The sequence below is a fragment of the Streptomyces sp. SolWspMP-5a-2 genome, assembly GCF_900091845.1.
GTDB classification, from domain to species: domain Bacteria; phylum Actinomycetota; class Actinomycetes; order Streptomycetales; family Streptomycetaceae; genus Streptomyces; species Streptomyces doudnae.
The window spans coordinates 33,762-53,810 of sequence record NZ_FMCI01000157.1 but is presented as its reverse complement, the minus strand read 5'-3'; the positions used below and the strand labels follow the sequence as shown (position 1 = coordinate 53,810).

Here is a 20,049-nt window from a genome sequence, read left to right as displayed (position 1 = left end):
AGTAAGGTACTGCTATGAAAGTAAGTGAAGTGGTCGTCCGTGAGCCGATGTGTCCGCACCGGCTGGTCCTGGAGCACCTCACCAGCCGCTGGGGCGTCCTGGTCCTGATCCAGCTGCTCGAACGCCCCTACCGGTTCAGCGAACTGCGCCGGGCCGTCGGCCGGGTCAGCGAGAAGATGCTCACCCAGACCCTCCAGACCCTGGAGCGCGACGGCCTCGTCCACCGCGACGCCAAGCCGGTGATCCCGCCCCGCGTCGACTACTCCCTCACCGACCTGGGCCGTGAGGCGGCCGTCCAGGTGCGGGCGCTCGCGCTCTGGACGGAGGACCGGATGGCCCAGGTCGAGCAGGCGCGGGAGCGCTTCGACGCGCGAAAGGGCGCCACCGGCTGAGGTGGCGCCCCCCGGGTGCGGCCGCTCGGCCCGTGCCGGTCAGCCGGTGACGGTCCAGGTGTCGGTCCCGGCGAGGAGGGCGGCGAGATCGCCCTCGCCCCGGTCGCGGACGGCCGTGTCGAGCTGGTCGTTCATCTGGGCGTCGTAGACCGGGCGCCGCACGGAGCGCAGGACGCCGATGGGCGTGTGGTGGAGGGTGTCGGGGTCGGCCAGCCGGGAGAGCGCGAAGGCCGTGGTGGGGGAGGCGGCGTGGGCGTCGTGGACGAGGAGGTCGCCCTCGTTGGCGGGGGTGACGTCGACGACCCGCAGGTCACCTGTGGCCCGGTCGCGCACCACGCCCCGCCGCCCGTCGGCGCCGAAGCGCACGGGCTGCCCGTGTTCGAGCCGGATGACGGCTTCCTCGGCGCGTGCGCGGTCCTTGATGACGTCGAAGGCGCCGTCGTTGAAGATGTTGCAGTTCTGGTAGATCTCGACGAGCGCGGTGCCGGGGTGGGCGGCCGCCTCGCGCAGCACCGAGGTGAGGTGCTTGCGGTCGGAGTCGACGGTCCTGGCGACGAACCCGGCCTCCGCGCCGATCGCGAGCGACAGCGGGTTGAAGGGCGCGTCGAGCGACCCCATCGGCGTCGACTTGGTGATCTTGCCGACCTCCGAGGTGGGCGAGTACTGGCCCTTGGTGAGCCCGTAGATCCGGTTGTTGAACAGCAGGATCTTCAGGTTGACGTTGCGGCGCAGGGCGTGGATGAGGTGGTTGCCGCCGATGGACAGGGCGTCGCCGTCGCCGGTGACGACCCAGACGCTGAGGTCGCTCCGGGAGGCGGCGAGGCCGGTGGCGATGGCGGGCGCGCGGCCGTGGATGGAGTGCATCCCGTAGGTGTTCATGTAGTACGGGAAGCGCGAGGAGCAGCCGATGCCGGAGACGAAGACGATGTTCTCGCGGGCCAGGCCCAGTTCGGGCAGGAAGCCCTGGACCGCGGCGAGGATCGCGTAGTCACCGCACCCCGGGCACCAGCGCACCTCCTGGTCCGACTTGAAGTCCTTCATCGACTGCCGCCCGACGGCCTTCGGCACCAGGGAGAGCGCCTCGAACCCGCCGGTGACCGCGTCCCCGCCGGTGGCCGCGGGGGAGCCGTTCGCGGACGTGTCAGCCATCGATGGCCTCCTTCAGCGCGGTGGCGAGCTGCTCGGCCTTGAACGGCATGCCGTTGACCTGGTTGTAGGAGTGGACGTCGACCAGGTACCTGGCCCGCACCAGGGTGGCGAGCTGACCGAGGTTCATCTCCGGGACGACGACGCGCTCGTAGCGCGCCAGGACGTCGCCGAGGTTGGCGGGGAAGGGGTTGAGGTGGCGCAGGTGGGCCTGCGCGACGGCCTCTCCCGCCGCCCGCAGCCGCCGTACCGCCGCGGTGATCGGGCCGTAGGTCGAGCCCCAGCCCAGCACCAGGGTCCGCGCCCCGTCCGGGTCGTCGACCGTCAGGTCCGCCACCTCGATGCCGTCGATCTTCGCCTGGCGGGTGCGGACCATGAAGTCGTGGTTGGCGGGCGCGTAGGAGATCTCGCCGCTGCCGTCCTGCTTCTCGATCCCGCCGATCCGGTGTTCCAGGCCGGGGGTGCCGGGCACCGCCCAGGGGCGGGCCAGCGTCCGCGGGTCGCGTTTGTAGGGCCAGAACACCTCCTGGCCGTCCGCCAGGGTGTGATTGCGCTCCCGCGCGAACTCCACGCGCAGGTCCGGGAGTTCGGCCACGTCCGGGATGCGCCACGGTTCCGAGCCGTTGGCCAGGTAGCCGTCGGAGAGCAGGAAGACCGGGGTGCGGTAGGTCAGCGCGATCCGGGCGGCCTCCAGCGCCGCGTCGAAGCAGTCCGCCGGGGTGCACGGCGCCACCACCGGGACCGGGGCCTCGCCGTTGCGCCCGAACATGGCCTGGAGCAGGTCCGCCTGCTCGGTCTTGGTGGGCAGCCCCGTCGAGGGCCCGCCGCGCTGGATGTCCACCACCAGCAGCGGCAGCTCCATCGACACCGCGAGCCCGATCGTCTCCGCCTTCAGCGCCACCCCGGGGCCCGAGGTCGTCGTCACCCCCAGCGCCCCGCCGAAGGCCGCTCCCAGCGCCGCGCCCACCCCCGCGATCTCGTCCTCCGCCTGGAAGGTCCGCACCCCGAAGTTCTTGTGCCGGCTCAGCTCGTGCAGGATGTCCGACGCCGGGGTGATCGGGTACGACCCCAGGAAGAGGGGCAGCCCCGCCTGCCGGGACGCGGCCACGAGGCCGTAGGAGAGCGCCAGGTTCCCGGAGATGTTGCGGTACACGCCCGCCGGGAACGCCGTCACCGCCGGGGCGATCTCGTAGGAGACCGCGAAGTCCTCCGTCGTCTCGCCGAAGTTCCAGCCCGCCCGGAACGCGGCCAGGTTCGCCTCCGCGATCTGCGGCCGCTTCGCGAACTTGGCCTTGAGGAAACGCTCCGTCCCCTCCGTCGGACGGTGGTACATCCAGCTCAGCAGCCCCAGCGCGAACATGTTCTTGCTCCGCTCGGCCTCCTTGCGGCTGAGGTCGAACTCCTTCAGCGCCTCCACCGTGAGCGTCGTCAGCGGCACCTGGTGCACGCTGTAGCCCTCCAGCGAACCGTCCTCCAGCGGGGACGCCTGGTACCCGACCTTCTGCACCGCCCGCCGGGTGAACTCGTCGGTGTCGACGATGATCTCCGCACCTCTGGGGAGATCCGCGATGTTCGCCTTCAGCGCCGCCGGGTTCATCGCCACCAGCACGTTCGGCGCGTCGCCCGGGGTCAGGATGTCGTGGTCCGCGAAGTGCAGCTGGAAGGACGACACCCCCGGCAGTGTTCCGGCGGGTGCCCGGATCTCGGCCGGGAAGTTCGGCAGCGTCGACAGGTCGTTCCCGAACGACGCCGTCTCCGACGTGAACCGGTCACCGGTGAGCTGCATGCCGTCACCGGAGTCCCCGGCGAACCGGATGATCACCCGGTCCAGCCTGCGGACGCTCTTGCTGCCCGCCGGGTCGCGCTGCTCTGACAGTAGGGTTTCGTCGGCCTGTTCCGCTGTCCTGCTGGCCTGGCTGGTCACTGAACTGGACCTCCTCGAGGCGGCTGACTGGGCCCGCCTTCTGGAAGGCAGGCCCGGACCAACCCTACGGCCGGAGGGGTCGCGTTCCCGGGGTCATTCGCCTCTTGGACACGGTTTTGAGACGGCCTCCCGCCCCTACTTGTCCTGATGTCGAGGGTGGCACCCCGGTGGCGCCCGTCAGGTGTTGAGGTAGGTGAGGACCGCGAGCACGCGCCGGTGGTCGCCGTCGCTCGGCGAGAGCCCGAGCTTCAGGAAGATGTTGCTGACGTGCTTCTCCACCGCCCCGTCGCTCACCACGAGCTGCCGCGCGATCGCCGAGTTGGTGCGCCCCTCGGCCATCAGGCCCAGCACCTCGCGCTCCCGGGGTGTCAGCCCGGCCAGGACGTCCTGCTTGCGGCTGCGTCCGAGGAGCTGCGCGACCACCTCGGGGTCGAGGGCGGTGCCGCCCCTGGCCACCCGCACCACCGCGTCGACGAACTCCCGCACGTCGGCCACCCGGTCCTTCAGCAGATAGCCCACGCCCCGGCTCGATCCGGCCAGCAGTTCGGTGGCGTACCGCTCCTCCACGTACTGCGACAGCACCAGCACCCCGAGCCCCGGATACGCCTTGCGCAGCCGCACCGCGGCCCGCACGCCCTCGTCGGTGTGGGTCGGCGGCATCCGCACGTCGGCGACCACGACGTCGGGGAGCTCGCCCTGCCCGTCCAGTCCGATGATCGTCTTGACCAGCGCCTCCCCGTCGCCGACACCCGCGACCACGTCGTGCCCCCGGTCGGTCAGCAACCGGGTCAGCCCCTCCCTGAGCAGCACCGAATCCTCGGCGATGACGACCCGCACCCTGTCCTCCACGCTCTCTGGCCCCCCAGCCCGGACTCCGTTGTGTGTCCGGGGCCAGCATCCCAGCTTTCACCGCAGCGCGGCCCCGGCCCGGGGGACGGGACGGGGCACGGCGGGGCGGGACGGGTCGGTCCCGCGGGGTCCGGGTCAGCGCAGCGTCCGCTCCCCCCGCCACGGCAGCTCCGCCGTCACCCGGGTGGGGCCGCCCGCCGGCGAGTCGACCAGCAGGATCCCGTCCACCGCGTCGACCCGCCCGGCCAGCCCGCCGAGCCCCGACCCCCGGGCCGCGTCCGCGCCGCCCACCCCGTTGTCCATCACCTGCACCATCAGCCGGTCCTCCACCCGCCACACGTCGACGGTCGCCCAGGTGGCCCGCGCGTGCTTGCTCACGTTCTGGAGCAGCTCCGAGACGGTGAAGTAGGCGATCCCCTCGATCGCGGGCGCGGGCCGCTCCGTGAGGTCGACGTCCACCTGCACCGGGACCGCGCACCGGGTGGCGACCGAGGACAGGGCCGCGTCGAGCCCGCGGTCGGTCAGCACGGCCGGGTGGATGCCGCGCGCCAGGTCCCGCAGCTCCTGCAGCGCCGTCTTCACCTCGCCGTGCGCCTCGTCCACCATCCGCGCCGCGGCCCGCGGGTCCTCCGCCAGCTTCTCCTTGGCCAGGCCCAGGTCCATCGCCAGGTTGACGAGCCTGGCCTGCGCGCCGTCGTGCAGGTCACGCTCGATGCGCCGCAGGTCGGCCGCGGCCGTGTCCACCACGACCCCGCGGTCCGACTCCAGCTCCACCACCCGCGCCGACAGCCGGGTCGGCCCGAGCAGCCCGTGCACCATCAGCCGGTCCATCTGCGTCAGCGCCCGCACGATCCACGGCGTGGCCATCGTGAACAGCAGCCCGACCAGCGCCGTCAGCCCGATCTCGAACGGGTTGTCGAGGTAGACCCGGTGGTGCTCGTCCCCGTACAGCTGGAGGCCGCCCTGGCCCACGTACATCGGGAAGACCCAGAACCAGAGCGGATACGTCAGCAGCGCCCAGCCGCACGTCCACAGCGGCAGCGCGACGCAGAACGAGAACACCGACCACGGGAACTGCACCACCGCGTACAGCAGTGTCCGCCACGAGGCACCGCTCTTGAGCAGGGCGCCCACCCAGGCCATGAACCCGTCACCCCTGGTCCGCAGCGGCTCGGGGGCGGCCACCTCAAGGCCCAGCAGCGCCCGCGCCCGCGTCCGCTCCAGGGCGCCCAGGCCCCGGCAGCCCGCCAGCGCCAGCGCCAGCACCGGGATCCCGACGAACGTCACCAGCAGCCCCATCCCCAGCGACACCATGGTGACCGCGTAGGTGAACAGCAGGATCCCGACCGGCAGGCCGAGCAGCACGTACCCGAACTCCCGCCAGCTGCGCCCCTCGAACGGCGCCCGCAGCCCGGCCGGCAGCCGGTGCCCGCGCCCGTACCCGTCCCGGAGCCCGGCGTCGCGCCCGTACCCGTCGCGGAGTCCGGCGTCGCGCCCGTACCCGTCGCGGAGTCCGGCGTCGCGCCCGTACCCGTCGCGGAAGCCGGTGGGGCGTCCGCACCCCTGACCGAAACCGTCCTCGTGCCCGTACTCCGTGGCCATCGGCGTCGTCCGTTCCTCTCGTCCACGCGTCCGCTGCGCGCACCCGCCGCACGGGGTGTTCCGCGCTGCCTCAACACTCCCGCGCGGCGGGTCCGCGGACCATGGAGGCCGTCGGCGTCCCGGACGGGGGGTTTTCCCCACCCCCGTCCGGGACGCCGACGGCCACCGGTCCGCCGCTGACGGACGTGCCTACCGCCCGCCGCGCACCGCGGGCGCGCTCCCGGCCGGGAGGGGCGCGCTCACGGCCGGGAGGGGGCGCCCTGGTCCTCGGAGCGGTCCCGCCAGGGCAGTTCGGCGGTGACGACGGTCGGGCCGCCGGCCGGCGAGTCCAGCACGAACAGCCCGTCGACCGCGCCCAGCCGGTCCGCGAGACCCTTCATCCCGGTGCCGTCCGCCAGCCGCGCCCCGCCCCTGCCGTCGTCCTCGACCTGGATCAGCAGCCGGTCCGCCGACCGCCACACCTCCACCGACGCCGTCCTCGCCGCGCTGTGCTTGCTGATGTTCTGGAGCAGCTCGGAGACGGTGAAGTAGGCGATCCCCTCGATCGCCGCCGCGGGCCTGGCCACCAGGTCCACGGTCACCTTCACCGGCACCGTGCAGCGGGTGGCGACCGAGGACAGGGCCGCGTCGAGCCCGCGGTCGGTCAGCACGGCGGGGTGGATGCCGCGTGCCAGGTCCCGCAGCTCCTGCAGCGCGAGCTTCACCTCGCCGTGCGCCTCCGCGACCATCGTCGCCGCCGCGTCCGGGTCCTCCAGCAGCTTCTCCTTGGCGAGACCGAGGCCCATCGCCAGATTGACGAGCCTGGCCTGCGCCCCGTCGTGCAGATCCCGCTCGATGCGCCGCAGATCGGCCGCGGCCGTGTCCACCACGACCCCGCGGTCCGACTCCAACTCGGCGATCCGCCGCTCCAGTTCGTCGGACGGCGACAGCAGCGCCCGCACCATCGCCCGGTCCGCGCTCGCCATCCCGCGGGCCAGGAACGGCAGCACCGGCCAGAGCACGAACAGCGAGACCACCGTGACCGTGAAGGTGAGGATGCCCCACGGCAGCCGCATGAAGTCGTAGAGCACGGTGCGCCAGCCCACCGGGTCCTTCACCGTCATCCACAGCCACGGCAGGAACCCGGTACGCCGCCGGGGCAACGGGGTCGGCTCGTCGATCCGCACCCCCAGCAGCCGCCTGGCCCGCGCCCGTTCGAGACGCCCCAGCTGCCGCGCGCCCAGCAGCCCCGCCGCCAGCATCGGGAACCCGATCACGGTCAGCGCCAGCACCCCGCCGGTGAGCAGCACCGTCATGACATAGGTGAACCCGACCAGGGACACCGGAAGGTTCGCCAGGAGATGCGCGATCTCCTTCCAGGTTGTGCGGTCGTAGGCGAAGCGCGGCGGAGGCAGGCGTTCGCCGTCGCCGTCACGCGATTGTCGTTCGGTCATATGAGCCAGCCTGCCGCGCTCCGCGATCCGGCGCCATGAGGCGGGCCGCCTCCGTGCCCTGGGGAAAACCCCACCCCCGCGCGGCAGACCGGGACGGACTGCTTACCACCTCTTTATCAGGGCCTAGACTCCCGTGCGTACGGATCACCGTCGTACGGATCACAGCCGTGCGGAACACAGGACGTACGGGTCACAGGACGTACGGGTCACAGCCAGGGGAGCGAGGGGACGGACGTGCGGGAACCGACCGTCATCGCGGCGGAGTACTTCCGGTCGTACTCGGTCGTCGGCCTGCTGGCCGTCGTCGGGGTGCTCTTCGTCGCCGTCGCCTTCGGCGCGGGACGGCTGCTGCGGCCGGTGGTCCCCACCCCGGAGAAGCTCCTCACCTACGAGTGCGGCGTCGACCCGGTCGGCGAGGGCTGGGCCCACACCCAGGTCCGCTACTACGTCTACGCGTTCCTGTACGTCGTCTTCGCCGTCGACTCGATCTTCCTCTTCCCCTGGGCGACGGTCTTCGCCGCCCCCGGCTACGGCGCCGCGACCCTCGTCGAGATGTTCGTCTTCCTCGGCTTCCTGGCCGTGGGCCTGCTCTACGCCTACAAGAAGGGCGTCCTGGCATGGACGTGACGCCAGACCCGACCACACCGGAATCCGCGACGACGCCGGTCCCGGCGCCCGCTCCGGTGTTGCTCCCGGAGCCGAAACGGCTGGGCGCCCTCGCCCGCCTCGCCCCCGAGCCCATGAAGGTCGTCCTCAACTGGGGCCGCCGCTACTCGCTCTGGGTCTTCAACTTCGGCCTCGCCTGCTGCGCCATCGAGTTCATCGCCGCGTCGATGGCCCGCCACGACTTCATCCGCCTCGGCGTCATCCCCTTCGCGCCCGGCCCGCGCCAGGCGGACCTGATGGTCGTCTCCGGCACGGTCACGGACAAGATGGCCCCGGCCGTGAAGCGCCTCTACGAGCAGATGCCGGAACCCAAGTACGTCATCTCCTTCGGCGCCTGCTCCAACTGCGGCGGCCCGTACTGGGACTCCTACTCCGTCACCAAGGGCGTCGACCAGATCATCCCCGTCGACGTCTACGTCCCCGGCTGCCCGCCCCGCCCCGAGGCGCTCCTCCAGGGCATCCTCAAACTCCAGGAGAAGATCGCCAGGGAGTCCCTGGGCGACCGCTACGGCACACCCCCGCCGGACGGTACGGACCCGGCTCGGGACCCCGGCCCGGCTGCGCCGACGACGCCGAGGCCATCGGCGGCGGCCCTCCAGAGCGACCTCGTACGGGGCCCCGTGGACGCCCCGGCGGCCACGGGCACAGCCACCGCGACCGGCACGGACACCGGTACCGGCACAGCCACCGCGACCGGCACAGCCACCGCGACCGGCACAGCCACCGGTACCGGCACGGACACCGGTACCGGCACCGGCCGGGCCCCCGGCGGGAAGACCGCGGCAGGCGAACGCCCGGCCACCGGCGAGGAGGAGGGCCCGCGATGACGAACGTCGGCTGGCTCCCCGCCCCCGCCGCCGAACTCTTCGGCCCGGACGCCACCGCCGAGGAGTCCTACGACGTCCTGACCGTCGATGTCCCCGCCACGACCTGGCTCGCCGCCCTGCGCGTGGCCCGCGACGACCTCGGCTGCACCTACTTCGACTGGCTGAGCGCGGTCGACGAGCCCGGCACCGGCTTCCGCGTATCGGCCCACGTCGTCGCCCTCGCCCCCGTCCGCAGACTCCTCCTGCGCACGACGGTCCCGCACGGGACACCGGCCCTGCCCACCGCCGTGGACCTCTACGCGGGCGCCGCCTGGCACGAACGCGAGACCCACGAGATGTTCGGCGTCACCTTCGAAGGCCACCCCGGCCTCGACCACCTCCTCCTCCCCGACGGTTTCGAGGGCCACCCCCTGCGCAAGGACTTCGTCCTCGCCGCCCGCGTGGCCAAGGCATGGCCGGGCGCCAAGGAGCCGGGGGAGTCCGACCACGGCGCCCCCAAGCGACGCCAGATGCTCCCTCCGGGCGTCCCCGACCCGAACGAGTGGGGCCCGCTCAAGGGCCGGCTCCCGGCGGCCCCGGCCCGCGCGTCCCGCACGGCCCCCGGAACCCCGGCCGACCGCCCACCCCGCCGAACCCGCACGGCGTCCGGCTCCACGGGGGCGACCGGGACGACGGGGAGTGCAGGGACGACGGGGACTCCGGCCGCGTCCGGTGCGCCGGGCACGCCCGAGACACCAGGTGCGCCAGCGGCGCCTGGCACGTCCGGGACAGGCGATGCGCTTGGTGGGACCGGCCCGACCGGCTCGACCGGCTCGACCGGAACGCCCGGTGGGACCGGCGCGGCAGGCACGGCAGGCGTGACCGGAACGCCCGCAGCGCCCGAGACCCGATCGGCCTCCGACACGCCCCCGCCCGCCACCTCCCGGCCGGGCCCGCGCCGGACGCGCACGGCGTCCCAGGGCTCGGCGAGCCAGCTCGCCCGCAACCCGGAGCCCACGGCACCGAGTGAGCCCGCTCCGAGCGAGCCCACATCGAGTGATCCTGCGGCACCGGGCGGGCCTGCGGAGAAGGCCAGGTCCGCCGAGACTGCCGGGCCGGGTGAGCCCGCCCAGGCCGGTCAGCCGACCCCGGACGCAGCGCCCCCGGCACCCCCGCGCACCCCCAGGGGACCCCGCCGTTCACGCAGCGCCTCCGACGGTTCCGCCACCCAGCGCGCAGCGAACGCGCCGCAGGAGCAGGAGCAGGAGCGGCAGCAACAGCAGGAGCAGCAGCGAGAGCAGGGGCAGGCGCAGGGATCGGGACCGGCGACAGACGCGGAACCGGCCCCGGGGTCACCCCCGGCCGACACCTCGCAGTCCCCGCCGAAGGCCCCCCGCTCGGACGCTCCCTGGCACCACGCCCGCCCCGCCTTCGACGACACCACGGAGCCGAGGAGGCGGACGCCCGCTCCGAAGGCCCGGCCCTCGGACGAGCGGCCCGAGCCTGAGCCCGAATCCGAGCCGAATTCTGGGCCTGGCCCTGGACCTGATTCGGAGCCGGAGTCCGGACCTGGACCTGAGCCGGAGCCAAAGCCGGAGTCCGGGCCTGGGCCTGGGCCCGAGGCGGAGTCCGGGTCGGAGACCGGGCCGGGGGTCAGGCCCGAGTCCGCCCCCGAGGACCAGACTCCCGGCAACACCTCCGATTCATCCGACTCGCCCGACACCCCCGACAACCCCGCCGGAGGCCCGCAGTGAACGACGCTCTCGACGTCGCCCTGCGACTCCTGATCGTCTTCGTCGTCTTCCTCACCTTCCCCCTTCTCGTCGGCCAGACCGAGCACAAGGTCATGGCCCACATGCAGGGCCGCCTGGGACCGATGTACGCCGGTGGCTTCCACGGCTGGGCCCAACTCGTCGCGGACGGCGTGAAGTTCGCGCAGAAGGAAGACATCGTCCCGGCCGGCGCCGACCGGCGCGTCTTCCAACTCGCCCCCGCCGTCGCCCTCCTTCCCTATCTGCTCGTCGTCCTGGTCATCCCCGTCGGCCCCGGCGAGGGAGCCGTCGGCCAGGTGGTGGACGCGGGCGTCTTCTTCGTCCTCGCCGTGATGGGAGTCGGCGTCCTCGGCTCCCTGATGGCCGGCTGGGCGTCCGCCAACAAGTTCTCCCTCCTCGGCGGGCTGCGCACCGCCGCCCAGCTCCTCGCCTACGAACTCCCGATGCTGCTCACCGCCGCGTCCGTCGCCATGGCCGCCGGGACCGTCTCCCTGCCCGGCATCCTCGACGCCTTCGAGTGGTGGTGGCTGCCCTGGCAGATCGTCGGCGCGGTCGTCTTCTTCGTCGCCGGTCTCGCCGAACTCCAGCGTCCCCCCTTCGACATGCCCGTCGCCGACTCGGAGATCATCTTCGGCGCCTACACCGAGTACACCGGCCTGCGCTTCGCCCTCTTCCTCCTCGCCGAGTACGCCGGGATCGTCGTCCTGTGCGGCCTCACCACCGTCCTCTTCCTGGGCGGCTGGCACGGCCCGTTCGGTGCCGACGGCCTCGGCTGGGTCTGGACCCTGCTCAAGACGGCCGTCCTCGCCTTCGTCGTCATCTGGCTCCGTGTGACCTATCCGCGGCTGCGTGAGGACCAGTTGCAGAAGCTCTCCTGGACCCTCCTCGTCCCCCTCTCCCTCGCTCAGATCGCCCTCACCGGCATCGTCAAGGTGGTGATCTCCTGATGGCCGAGTCGCACCGGCCCGCCCGGTCCCGCGTCCCCGGCTCCGGTCTCGCCAAGGGCCTCGCCGTCACTCTCCGCACGATGACGAGGAGGACGGTCACCGAGCAGTACCCCGACGTCCAGCCCGACCTCCCGCCCCGGTCCCGCGGTGTGATCGGCCTCTTCGAGGAGAACTGCACGGTCTGCATGCTGTGCGCCCGTGAGTGCCCCGACTGGTGCATCTACATCGACTCCCACAAGGAGACCGTCCCGGCGGCGGCCCCCGGTGGCCGCGAGCGCAGCCGCAACGTCCTCGACCGCTTCGCGATCGACTTCTCCCTCTGCATGTACTGCGGTATCTGCATCGAGGTCTGTCCTTTCGACGCCCTGTTCTGGTCACCGGAGTTCGAGTACGCCGAGACCGACATCCGCGAACTCACCCACGAGCGCGACAAGCTGCGCGAGTGGATGTGGACCGTCCCGGCCCCGCCCGGCCTCGACCCGGCCGCCGAGGAGCCGAAGGAGATCGCCGCCGCCCGCAAGACCGCGGAGAAGCTGGCCGCGGCCCAGGAGCGGACCGGGGAGGGGGACGCGTGAACCTCGCCGCCACCCACGGCTTCCTCTCCCCGACCGGCGTCGAGATCGCCTTCCTGCTCGTCGGCCTGGTCACCCTCGGAGCCGCCGTCGTCACCGTCACCACCCCCCAGCTCGTGCACGCCGCGCTCTGGCTGGTGGTCGCCCTCGGCGGGCTCGCCGTCGAATACCTGCTGCTCACCGCGGAGTTCATCGCCTGGGTGCAGGTCCTCATCTACGTCGGTTCCGTGGTCGTCCTCCTTCTGTTCGGTCTGATGCTCACGCGGGCCCCCATCGGCCGCTCGCCGGACGCGGACTCCGGCAACCGCTGGGCCGCCCTCGCGGTGGCCGTCGCCGCGGCCGCGGCGCTGGTCTGGGTGGTCGTCGACGCCTTCCGCACCACCTGGATCGACCTCGCAGGAGCGGCGGCGGGCTCCACCGAGGCCACCGGAGCGAGCCTGTTCCAGAACTGGGTCCTGCCCTTCGAGGCCCTCTCCGTCCTCCTCCTCGCGGCACTGGTCGGCGCGATCGTCCTGTCCCGCAAGGCGACGACGGATCCGGTTCCTCCCCCTTTGAACTCCCGGGGCGTCGGCGGCGGTTCCCGACCGGTCCCCGATCCCTCGAACGAGTGCACCGGCCCCGCCGAACAGGACGGAACCGTCCCGGACGACGGAAGCGGGCCCACCCGGGAACCCCGGAGCGACGCGCCCCCGGGCCGCGGGAAGGGGGCCCTCCCGGACGACGGGACCGGCTCCACCCCGGACCTGAACGGGTCCGTCCCGGGCGTCCGGAGCGGTACCGCTCCGGGCGGCGGGGAGAAGCCCGCCCGGCAGGAAGGCGGAACCCGCTGATGCACCTCACCTATCCCGCCGTCCTCTCCGTGCTCCTCTTCTGCACCGGCGTCTACGGCGTCCTCGCCCGGCGCAACGCGATCCTGGTCCTGATGTCCGTCGAGCTGATGCTCAACGCCGTCAACCTCAACCTCGTCGCCTTCGACGTCTGGCTCAGCAAGGCCGCCCGCGAGACCCTCCACTCCGGCCAGGCCCTGACCCTGTTCACCATCGCCGTCGCCGCAGCCGAGATCGGCATCGGCCTCGCGATCGTCCTCGCCGTCCACCGCAACAGCGGCACCTCCGACATCGACCGGCTCCGCGACACCGCCGAGGGCCACGGCGACGACGACCCCCAGGCCCCGACCGCCGCCGAGAAGGCTGAGGCCACCGCGTGACCACGACCACCCTCGCCGTCCTCGTCCCCCTCCTGCCGTTCCTCGGCGCCGTCGCCGGACTGCTCCTCGGCCGCACCGCCCCCGGCTTCGTCCGGCCGCTCGCCGTCCTGCCCGCCCTCGCCGCCCTCGTGGTCGCCGCGCTCGTCATGGCCCGCCAGGGCGGCGGACGGGCCGTCGACGCCGCGACCCAGCTCACCCCCACCGGCTCCGTACCGGTCGAACTCGCCCTGCACATCGACGGCTTCGCCGCGCTCGTCGCCGTCCTCGTCGCGTTCGTCGCCTCCTGCGTGCAGATCTACTCCACCGGCTATCTGCGCGACGACCCCCGCTACGCCTCGTACGCCGCTCTGGTCTCCCTCTTCACCTCCGCGATGCTGCTCGTCGTCTACTCCGGCGACCTGATCGTGCTGCTGGTCGGCTGGGAGGTCATGGGCATCTGCTCGTACTTCCTGGTCGGCCACTACTGGGAGACCCCGGAGGCCCGCGCCGCCTCGACGAAGGCCTTCCTGGTCACCAAGCTCGGTGACGTCCCCTTCCTGATCGGCCTGTTCGCGCTCGCCACCGACACCGGTTCGTTCCGGATCACCACGATCCTGGGCACCGTCGCCACCGGCGGGCTCGACCACCCCACCGTGATCGCCCTGCTGCTTCTGGCGGGCGTGGCCGGGAAGTCCGCGCAGTTCCCGCTGCACACCTGGCTGCCCGACGCGATGGCGGGCCCCACCCCCGTCTCCGCCCTGATCCACGCGGCGACGATGGTCGCCGCCGGTGTTTACTTCGTCGCCCGCCTCCTCCCGGTCTTCGAGGCGTCCCGGGCCGCGATGGTCGTCCTCGCCGTCATGGCCGCCGTCACGATGATCGGCTCCGGCCTCGCCGCGCTCGCCCAGGACGACATCAAACGCGTCCTCGCCTACTCGACGATCGGCCAGCTCGGCTACATGACCGGCGCCCTCGCCGTCGGCGACCGCGGTGCCGCCGTCTTCCACCTCCTGTCCCACGGCGCCTTCAAGGCGCTCCTGTTCCTCGCCGCGGGTGCCGTCATCCACGCCGCCGGAACCAACTCGCTGGCCGCCATGTCCCGCATGGGCCACCTGCGCGACCGCGTCCCCGACGCCTTCTGGACGATGACCGTGGCGCTCCTCGCGCTCGCCGCGATCCCTCCCTTCAGCGGCTTCTTCTCCAAGGAGTCCGTCCTCGGCGCGGCCGAACACGTCGCCACCGGGCACACCGAGCACGCCCCGGGCGCCGCGGGCTGGACCGTGCTCCTCGCCGGACTGCTCGCGGCCCTGCTCACCGCCGCCTACGCCACGCGCCTTTGGCTACTGGCCTTCCGGGGCCGGGGCGCCGAGGTCCCCGACCACGGCCGCCAGCCGCTGAGCATGACGGTCGTCCTGTGGGTCCTCGCCGTCCCGTCCCTCGCCCTGGGCGGGGTCGCCTACCGCTCCCTGCCCGGCTGGTTCGCCTCGCCCGACCTCGCCCCGACGCTGACCACCTCCGTCCTCGGCACCGGCGTCGCCCTGGTCGGCGGGATCGTCACCTACGCGGCCTGGTGGCACACCACCGCCTACGCCACCCGGATCCCGCTGGGCGCGGTCGCCGCCCACCCCGAGGGCGACGCCGGACAGGTCGAGGCCGAGGCCATCGCCAGCCACCGGGCCGCCTACGGCGACCTCTCCTCCGCACCCGACCCGGCCGACCCCGGACGGCTGCTGCTCGGCCCGCTGTTCCGGCCCGCGGCCGCCGGCTTCCACCTCGACGCCGTGTACGCGGCCCTCTTCGTCCGCCCGGTCCAGGCCGCCGCGCGCCTCGTCAGGTTCCTGGACCGCGAGGTCGTGGAGACCTACGTACGCGGCGCGGCCGCCGTGCCCCGGCTCCTCGGCGCCGCCGTACGGCGGGCCCAGACCGGCAATGTGCAGACCTACGTGAGCGCGCTGCTGGCCGGCACCGTCGTCCTGGCGGTCGCCGCCCTCCTCGTCGCCACGGGAGCGTGAGCAGGAGTGATCGATATCAACGAGTCCGTGATGCGGGTCCTGCTGGGGTTCCTCGTCGTCGGCCCGCTCCTGGGCGCCGTCGCCGCCCTCCTGCCCGCACCGCCGGGACTGAAGGGGAAGTCACCCGAGCAGGCCGTCCTGCGGCACGGCGTGACCATGACCGGCGTGATCCTCGCCGCGGCGATCGCCCTCGCGCTGGGCTTCGACCACAGCCACCCCTCGACGATGCAGGCCACGACCGACATCAGCTGGATCCCGGCTCTCGACGTGCGCGTCCACCTCGGCGTCGACGGCATCTCCCTCCCCCTCCTGGTGCTGACCGCGCTGCTGACCTTCCTCTGCGCCCTCTACTCGTACTTCAAGATGCCCGCGGGCCCCTCCCCGAAGGCGTTCGTCGCCCTGCTGCTCGTCCTGGAGTCCGGCACCCTCGCCACCTTCGCCGTCCTCGACCTGCTGCTGTTCTTCCTCGCCTTCGAGACCGTGCTGATCCCGATGTACTTCCTCATCGCCCGCTGGGGCGGCGAGGGACGGACCCGGGCCGCCTGGCGGTTCATCCTGTACACCCTGCTCGGGTCGGTCGTCATGCTGCTCGGCCTGCTCCTGATCGGCATCAAGGCGGGCACGTTCGACATAGTGGCACTCGCCACTGACAACGGCCGGTCGCTCACCTCGTCCGTGCAGGTCACCGCCGTTGTGGCGATCGGCCTCGGGCTCGCGGTCAAGACGCCGATGTGGCCGCTGCACAGCTGGCTGCCGGACGCCCACACCGCCGCCCCGACCGTCGGCTCGGTCCTGCTGGCCGGGGTCATGCTCAAGATGGGCACGTACGGGTTCGTGCGGATCCTGCTGCCCGTCGCACCGGACGGGACGCGCGCCTTCGCGCCCTACCTCGCCGCCCTCGCCGTCGTCGGGATCATCTACGGCTCCCTGGCCTGCCTCGCCCTCGCCCGGCGCGGGGCCAAGGGCGACCTCAAGCGGCTCATCGCCTACTCCTCCGTCGGCCACATGGGCTTCGTCCTGCTCGGCATCGCCTCCATGACCCCGACCGGCGTCAACGGCGCGCTCTTCGCGAACATCGCCCACGGCCTCATCACGGGCCTGCTGTTCTTCCTGGTCGGAGCCGTCAAGGACCGCACCGGGAGCACCGATCTCGACGCCCTCGCCGAGGAGACCGGCGCCGCCCTCTACGGCAGGGCACCCCGCCTCGGCGGCCTCCTCGCCTTTGCCGCCGTCGCCTCGCTCGGACTGCCGGGACTCGCCGGGTTCTGGGGCGAGATGCTCGCCCTGTTCGGCGCCTTCGACCCGGCCCCCGGACTCAGCCGCCCCGCCTTCCTCGCCTTCACGGCGATCGCGGCCTTCGGCACCCTCCTCACGGCCGCCTACCTGCTCGCCGTGGTCCGCCGCGTCTGCATGGGCGATCAGGCCAGGGAGGCGCCACGCCTCGCCGACGTGCGCGGCTACGAGTTCGCGGCCTGGACCCCGCTCGTCGTCCTCACCGTCGTCGCCGGGCTGTGGCCCAAGGCCCTGCTCGGGCTGACCGACCCGGCCGTCCAGCAGCTTTTCGCAGGAGGCAACCGATGAGCAGCCCGGCCCAGCCGGTGGCCGCGAACCTGGTCCAGTCCGTCGACTGGCTCGCCATCGCGCCGCCCACCCTCGCGGCCGTCGTCGCACTCGCCGTCCTCGTCGCCGACCTGTTCCTCGACGCGCGCCGCAAGCCGCTCCTCGGCTGGGCCGCGGTGACCGGCCTCGCCGCCTGCGCGCTCCTGCTGCTGCCGCTCCTCGACGGCGACCGCGCCACCTTCTGCCTCACCGGCGACACGCACGCGTGCAGCTACAGCGCCGACCGCTTCACCCTCGTCGTCCAGTTCCTGGTCCTCGGCGGCGCGCTGCTGACCGCCCTGCTGTCCGTCACCGCCCTCAAGGACGCCGACCGGCGGCTTCCCGACGGGGAGTACTGGTTCCTGCTGCTGTCCTCCGCCGCGGGCGCCGCCCTGCTGCCCGCCGCCCGCGACCTCGCCACCCTGATCGTCGCCCTGGAGGTCGCCTCCCTGCCCGCCTTCGCCCTCGTCGGCATCCGGCACGGCGACAAGAGGTCCTCCGAAGCGGCCCTGAAGTTCTTCCTGTCGTCGGTCACCGCGACCGCCGTCAGCCTCATGGGCGTCAGCTTCGTTTACGCGTGCACGGGCACCCTGTACCTGACGCGGATCGCCGACCGCGTCCAGCACGTCGACGGCCAGTTCCACACGCTCGCGCAGACGGGCGTGGTCCTCACCCTCGTCGGCTTCGCCTTCAAGACGGCCGCCGTGCCCTTCCACTTCTGGGTGCCCGACACCTACGTCGGAGCGCCCCTGCCGATCGCGGCCTACCTGTCGGTCGTCGGCAAGGCGGTCGGCTTCACCGGCCTCATCCTGGTCACCGTCGTCGCCTTCCCCTCGTACGGCGACGTCTGGGGCCCCGCCCTCGCCGTCCTGGCCGCCCTCACCATGACCGTCGGCAACGTCGGCGCCCTGCGCCAGCGGGCCACGCGCGCGTACAGCGCGGTACGGCTGCTCGCCTGGTCCTCGGTCGGGCAGGCCGGCTACCTCCTCGTGCCGATCGCCTCGGCCGCCTACACGGACGACCCCGCGGACACGATCGGCTCCACGCTCGCGTACGCCCTCATGTACGCGGCCGTGAACCTCGGCGCGTTCGCCGTGGCCGCGCTGGTGGGCCGCGCGCACACCGCGAACCGCCTCGCCGACTACCGCGGCCTCGCCGCCGCCAACCCCCTCACCGCGCTCCTCCTGGCCTTCTTCCTGCTCTGCCTCGCCGGTCTCCCGCCGGGCGTCGTCGGGCTCTTCGCGAAGGTCACCGTGTTCTCGGCGGCCGTCGACGCGGGCCTCGGCTGGCTCGCCGTCGTCATGGCCGTCAACGTCGTGATCGCGCTGTACTACTACCTCCAGTGGACGGCGCTGCTGTTCCGCACACCCGAGGGCGAGCCCGTGAAGCACCGCCTCCCGCTGCCCCTCACCGCGGCCGTCACCCTCACCGGCGCCCTCGGCGTCGTCCTCTCCGGAGCCCCCCAGCTCGTCCTGCGCTTCGCGGACGCCACCCTGTTCTGAGCCGCCCACGCGCGCGTGCCGGGCCCGTCACGCGCCCCTTCCCGGGCCGCCGCGGCCCGCGTGCCGAGCCCGTACCCGGGCCATACCGGCGGGCGCACCCGCGCCCCGGACACCATGTCCCGCGGCCCCTGAGCAGGGACCTCACCCGGACGGCCCACCCACGCGGCCGTCCGCACAAGGGAACTAGTGACCCTCGCCTGGCGTTGACCAGTACGGGAGGGTCCACTGGACGTGACACCACGGCACCTGTGGCATCGGAGACCGCAAGCAAGGACAGCGCAGGCAAAGGGTTCCCCTGCTGCACGACTTGGAGGGCGTACCGTGCACCGCCGGCACAACGGGCTCAGGACAGCGATCCTCCTCGGAGGACTGTCCGCACTCATCATCGTCATCGGCAGCTTCTTCGGCCGTACCGGTCTCGTCGTGGCGGTCCTGGTGGCGCTGGGGACCAACGCCTACGCGTACTGGAACAGCGACAAGCTGGCGCTGCGCGCGATGCGCGCGCGCCCGGTGAGCGAGTTCGAGGCACCCGCCCTCTACCGGATGGTCCGCGAGCTCTCCACCCAGGCCAGGCAGCCCATGCCCCGCCTCTACATCTCCCCGACCGAGGCCCCGAACGCCTTCGCGACCGGCCGCAACCCGCGCAACGCGGCCGTCTGCTGCACCGACGGGATCATGCGCATCCTGGACGAGCGGGAGCTGCGCGGCGTCATCGGCCACGAGCTGAGCCACGTCTACAACCGCGACATCCTCATCTCGTCGGTGGCGGGCGCCCTCGCCTCCGTGATCATGTTCCTGGTCAACTTCGCCTGGCTGATCCCGATCGGCCGGTCGAACGACGACGACGGCCCCGGCATCTTCGGGATGCTGATGATCATGATCCTGGGCCCGCTCGCCGCGAGCCTGATCCAACTCGCCATCAGCCGCTCCCGCGAGTACGAGGCGGACGCCTCCGGCGCGCAGCTGACCGGCGACCCCCTCGCGCTCGCCAGCGCCCTGCGCAAGCTCGAAGCGGGCACCAAGCAGCTCCCGTTGCCGCCCGAGCCGCGGATCGAGACCGCGAGCCACATGATGATCGCGAACCCCTTCCGTCCCGGCCAGGGCCTCTCCAAGATGTTCTCGACACATCCGCCGATGGCGGAACGCATCGCCAGGCTAGAGAAAATGGCAGGTCGCCAGCAGTGAAAACCATCCTCAACGTCATCTGGCTCGTGCTGAGCGGCTTCTGGCTCTTCCTCGGCTACCTGGCCGCGGGCCTGCTGCTCTGCATCACGATCATCGGCATCCCCTTCGGGATCGCCGCCTTCCGCATCGGCGTCTACGCCCTGTGGCCCTTCGGGTACACCACCGTCGAACGCCGTGACGCGGGGGCGCCGTCCTGCGTCGGCAACGTCCTGTGGCTGGTCCTCGCGGGCTGGTGGCTGGCGCTGGCGCACATCGTGACGGGCTTCGCCCTGTGCGTCACGATCATCGGCATCCCGTTCGGCATCGCCAACTTCAAGCTGATCCCCGTCTCGCTGTTCCCGCTGGGCCGAGAGATCGTCCCGACGGACCAGCCGTTCGCGGCCCGCTGACCGGACGTCACCGACCCCACGGGCGCTCGCACGGCCCCCGGCGCCCTGGGGCGAGTGACTTCGGCCA

General features: G+C 72.5%; 18 protein-coding genes. 13 read left to right on the top strand and 5 right to left on the bottom strand.

Annotated elements, in window-relative coordinates:
* Positions 1-14 precede the first annotated feature (14 nt).
* Positions 15-392 (top strand): winged helix-turn-helix transcriptional regulator, encoded by a 378-nt coding sequence (locus GA0115242_RS16365; RefSeq protein ID WP_093829051.1) that lies wholly within the window; start codon positions 15-17, stop codon positions 390-392.
* A 39-nt stretch (positions 393-431) separates the two neighbouring features.
* Here the strand turns inward: GA0115242_RS16365 and GA0115242_RS16360 are convergent, their stop codons facing one another.
* The 5 genes from GA0115242_RS16360 to GA0115242_RS16340 all read right to left on the bottom strand — a co-directional run bounded on the left by GA0115242_RS16360 (position 432) and on the right by GA0115242_RS16340 (position 7,346).
* Entirely contained in the window at positions 432-1,541 is a 1,110-nt protein-coding gene (locus GA0115242_RS16360; protein ID WP_093829049.1) for a 2-oxoacid:ferredoxin oxidoreductase subunit beta, read from the bottom strand.
* The gene (locus GA0115242_RS16355) at positions 1,534-3,462 is read right to left on the bottom strand and encodes a 2-oxoacid:acceptor oxidoreductase subunit alpha (RefSeq protein ID WP_093829047.1); all 1,929 of its coding nucleotides are present in this window, start codon (positions 3,460-3,462) and stop codon (positions 1,534-1,536) included. Before GA0115242_RS16355 ends, GA0115242_RS16360 begins: the two co-directional genes overlap by 8 nt.
* 177 nt (positions 3,463-3,639) lie before the next feature.
* Positions 3,640-4,299: a response regulator transcription factor gene (locus GA0115242_RS16350; protein ID WP_305134058.1), complete on the bottom strand. Its 660-nt coding sequence runs from the start codon at positions 4,297-4,299 to the stop codon at positions 3,640-3,642.
* A gap of 147 nt (positions 4,300-4,446) precedes the next feature.
* Positions 4,447-5,913: a sensor histidine kinase gene (locus GA0115242_RS16345; protein WP_093829043.1), complete on the bottom strand. Its 1,467-nt coding sequence runs from the start codon at positions 5,911-5,913 to the stop codon at positions 4,447-4,449.
* A gap of 239 nt (positions 5,914-6,152) precedes the next feature.
* Positions 6,153-7,346 (bottom strand): sensor histidine kinase, encoded by a 1,194-nt coding sequence (locus GA0115242_RS16340; protein WP_093829041.1) that lies wholly within the window; start codon positions 7,344-7,346, stop codon positions 6,153-6,155.
* A 234-nt stretch (positions 7,347-7,580) separates the two neighbouring features.
* On the opposite strand from GA0115242_RS16340, the gene GA0115242_RS16335 reads away from it, so the two are divergent.
* From GA0115242_RS16335 to GA0115242_RS16280, 12 genes are all read left to right on the top strand, one after another.
* A complete protein-coding gene (locus GA0115242_RS16335) occupies positions 7,581-7,973 on the top strand; it encodes an NADH-quinone oxidoreductase subunit A (RefSeq protein WP_093829039.1) in 393 nt (130 codons plus the stop codon).
* Complete coding sequence (locus GA0115242_RS16330; RefSeq protein ID WP_237549090.1) at positions 7,964-8,839, top strand: NADH-quinone oxidoreductase subunit B; 876 nt, start codon at positions 7,964-7,966, stop codon at positions 8,837-8,839. The genes GA0115242_RS16335 and GA0115242_RS16330 overlap by 10 nt, the downstream gene beginning before the upstream one ends.
* Positions 8,836-10,572 (top strand): NADH-quinone oxidoreductase subunit C, encoded by a 1,737-nt coding sequence (locus GA0115242_RS16325; protein WP_093829037.1) that lies wholly within the window; start codon positions 8,836-8,838, stop codon positions 10,570-10,572. Before GA0115242_RS16330 ends, GA0115242_RS16325 begins: the two co-directional genes overlap by 4 nt.
* Positions 10,569-11,537, top strand: a complete 969-nt coding sequence (locus GA0115242_RS16320; protein ID WP_093829035.1) for a complex I subunit 1/NuoH family protein — start codon at positions 10,569-10,571, stop codon at positions 11,535-11,537. The genes GA0115242_RS16325 and GA0115242_RS16320 overlap by 4 nt, the downstream gene beginning before the upstream one ends.
* Entirely contained in the window at positions 11,537-12,112 is a 576-nt protein-coding gene (locus GA0115242_RS16315; protein ID WP_093829033.1) for a NuoI/complex I 23 kDa subunit family protein, read from the top strand. Before GA0115242_RS16320 ends, GA0115242_RS16315 begins: the two co-directional genes overlap by 1 nt.
* A complete protein-coding gene (locus GA0115242_RS41610; protein WP_256089454.1) occupies positions 12,109-12,939 on the top strand; it encodes an NADH-quinone oxidoreductase subunit J family protein in 831 nt (276 codons plus the stop codon). The genes GA0115242_RS16315 and GA0115242_RS41610 overlap by 4 nt, the downstream gene beginning before the upstream one ends.
* Complete coding sequence (nuoK, locus tag GA0115242_RS16305) at positions 12,939-13,316, top strand: NADH-quinone oxidoreductase subunit NuoK (protein WP_093829031.1); 378 nt, start codon at positions 12,939-12,941, stop codon at positions 13,314-13,316. The genes GA0115242_RS41610 and nuoK overlap by 1 nt, the downstream gene beginning before the upstream one ends.
* Positions 13,313-15,307 carry an NADH-quinone oxidoreductase subunit 5 family protein gene (locus tag GA0115242_RS16300; RefSeq protein ID WP_093829029.1) on the top strand — a complete coding sequence of 665 codons (1,995 nt, stop codon included), beginning with the start codon at positions 13,313-13,315 and terminating at the stop codon, positions 15,305-15,307. Before nuoK ends, GA0115242_RS16300 begins: the two co-directional genes overlap by 4 nt.
* Before the next feature lie 6 nt (positions 15,308-15,313).
* A complete protein-coding gene (locus tag GA0115242_RS16295) occupies positions 15,314-16,888 on the top strand; it encodes an NADH-quinone oxidoreductase subunit M (RefSeq protein WP_093829027.1) in 1,575 nt (524 codons plus the stop codon).
* On the top strand, positions 16,885-18,408 hold the full coding sequence (locus GA0115242_RS16290; protein ID WP_093829025.1) for an NADH-quinone oxidoreductase subunit N: 1,524 nt from the start codon (positions 16,885-16,887) through the stop codon (positions 18,406-18,408). The genes GA0115242_RS16295 and GA0115242_RS16290 overlap by 4 nt, the downstream gene beginning before the upstream one ends.
* 321 nt (positions 18,409-18,729) lie before the next feature.
* Entirely contained in the window at positions 18,730-19,593 is an 864-nt protein-coding gene (gene htpX, locus GA0115242_RS16285; protein ID WP_093829023.1) for a zinc metalloprotease HtpX, read from the top strand.
* Complete coding sequence (locus GA0115242_RS16280) at positions 19,590-19,982, top strand: YccF domain-containing protein (protein ID WP_093829021.1); 393 nt, start codon at positions 19,590-19,592, stop codon at positions 19,980-19,982. Before htpX ends, GA0115242_RS16280 begins: the two co-directional genes overlap by 4 nt.
* The last annotated feature ends 67 nt before the right edge of the window (positions 19,983-20,049 follow it).

What these genes read in the sequence shown, in the direction of transcription:
- GA0115242_RS16365 (WP_093829051.1), top strand. Translation starts at nt 15, where the DNA reads ATGAAAGTAAGTGAAGTGGTCGTCCGTGAGCCGATGTGTCCGCACCGG.
- GA0115242_RS16360 (WP_093829049.1), bottom strand. Translation starts at nt 1,541, where the DNA reads ATGGCTGACACGTCCGCGAACGGCTCCCCCGCGGCCACCGGCGGGGAC.
- GA0115242_RS16345 (WP_093829043.1), bottom strand. Translation starts at nt 5,913, where the DNA reads ATGGCCACGGAGTACGGGCACGAGGACGGTTTCGGTCAGGGGTGCGGA.
- GA0115242_RS16340 (WP_093829041.1), bottom strand. Translation starts at nt 7,346, where the DNA reads ATGACCGAACGACAATCGCGTGACGGCGACGGCGAACGCCTGCCTCCG.
- GA0115242_RS16330 (WP_237549090.1), top strand. Translation starts at nt 7,964, where the DNA reads ATGGACGTGACGCCAGACCCGACCACACCGGAATCCGCGACGACGCCG.
- GA0115242_RS16325 (WP_093829037.1), top strand. Translation starts at nt 8,836, where the DNA reads ATGACGAACGTCGGCTGGCTCCCCGCCCCCGCCGCCGAACTCTTCGGC.
- GA0115242_RS16315 (WP_093829033.1), top strand. Translation starts at nt 11,537, where the DNA reads ATGGCCGAGTCGCACCGGCCCGCCCGGTCCCGCGTCCCCGGCTCCGGT.
- nuoK (WP_093829031.1), top strand. Translation starts at nt 12,939, where the DNA reads ATGCACCTCACCTATCCCGCCGTCCTCTCCGTGCTCCTCTTCTGCACC.
- GA0115242_RS16290 (WP_093829025.1), top strand. Translation starts at nt 16,885, where the DNA reads ATGAGCAGCCCGGCCCAGCCGGTGGCCGCGAACCTGGTCCAGTCCGTC.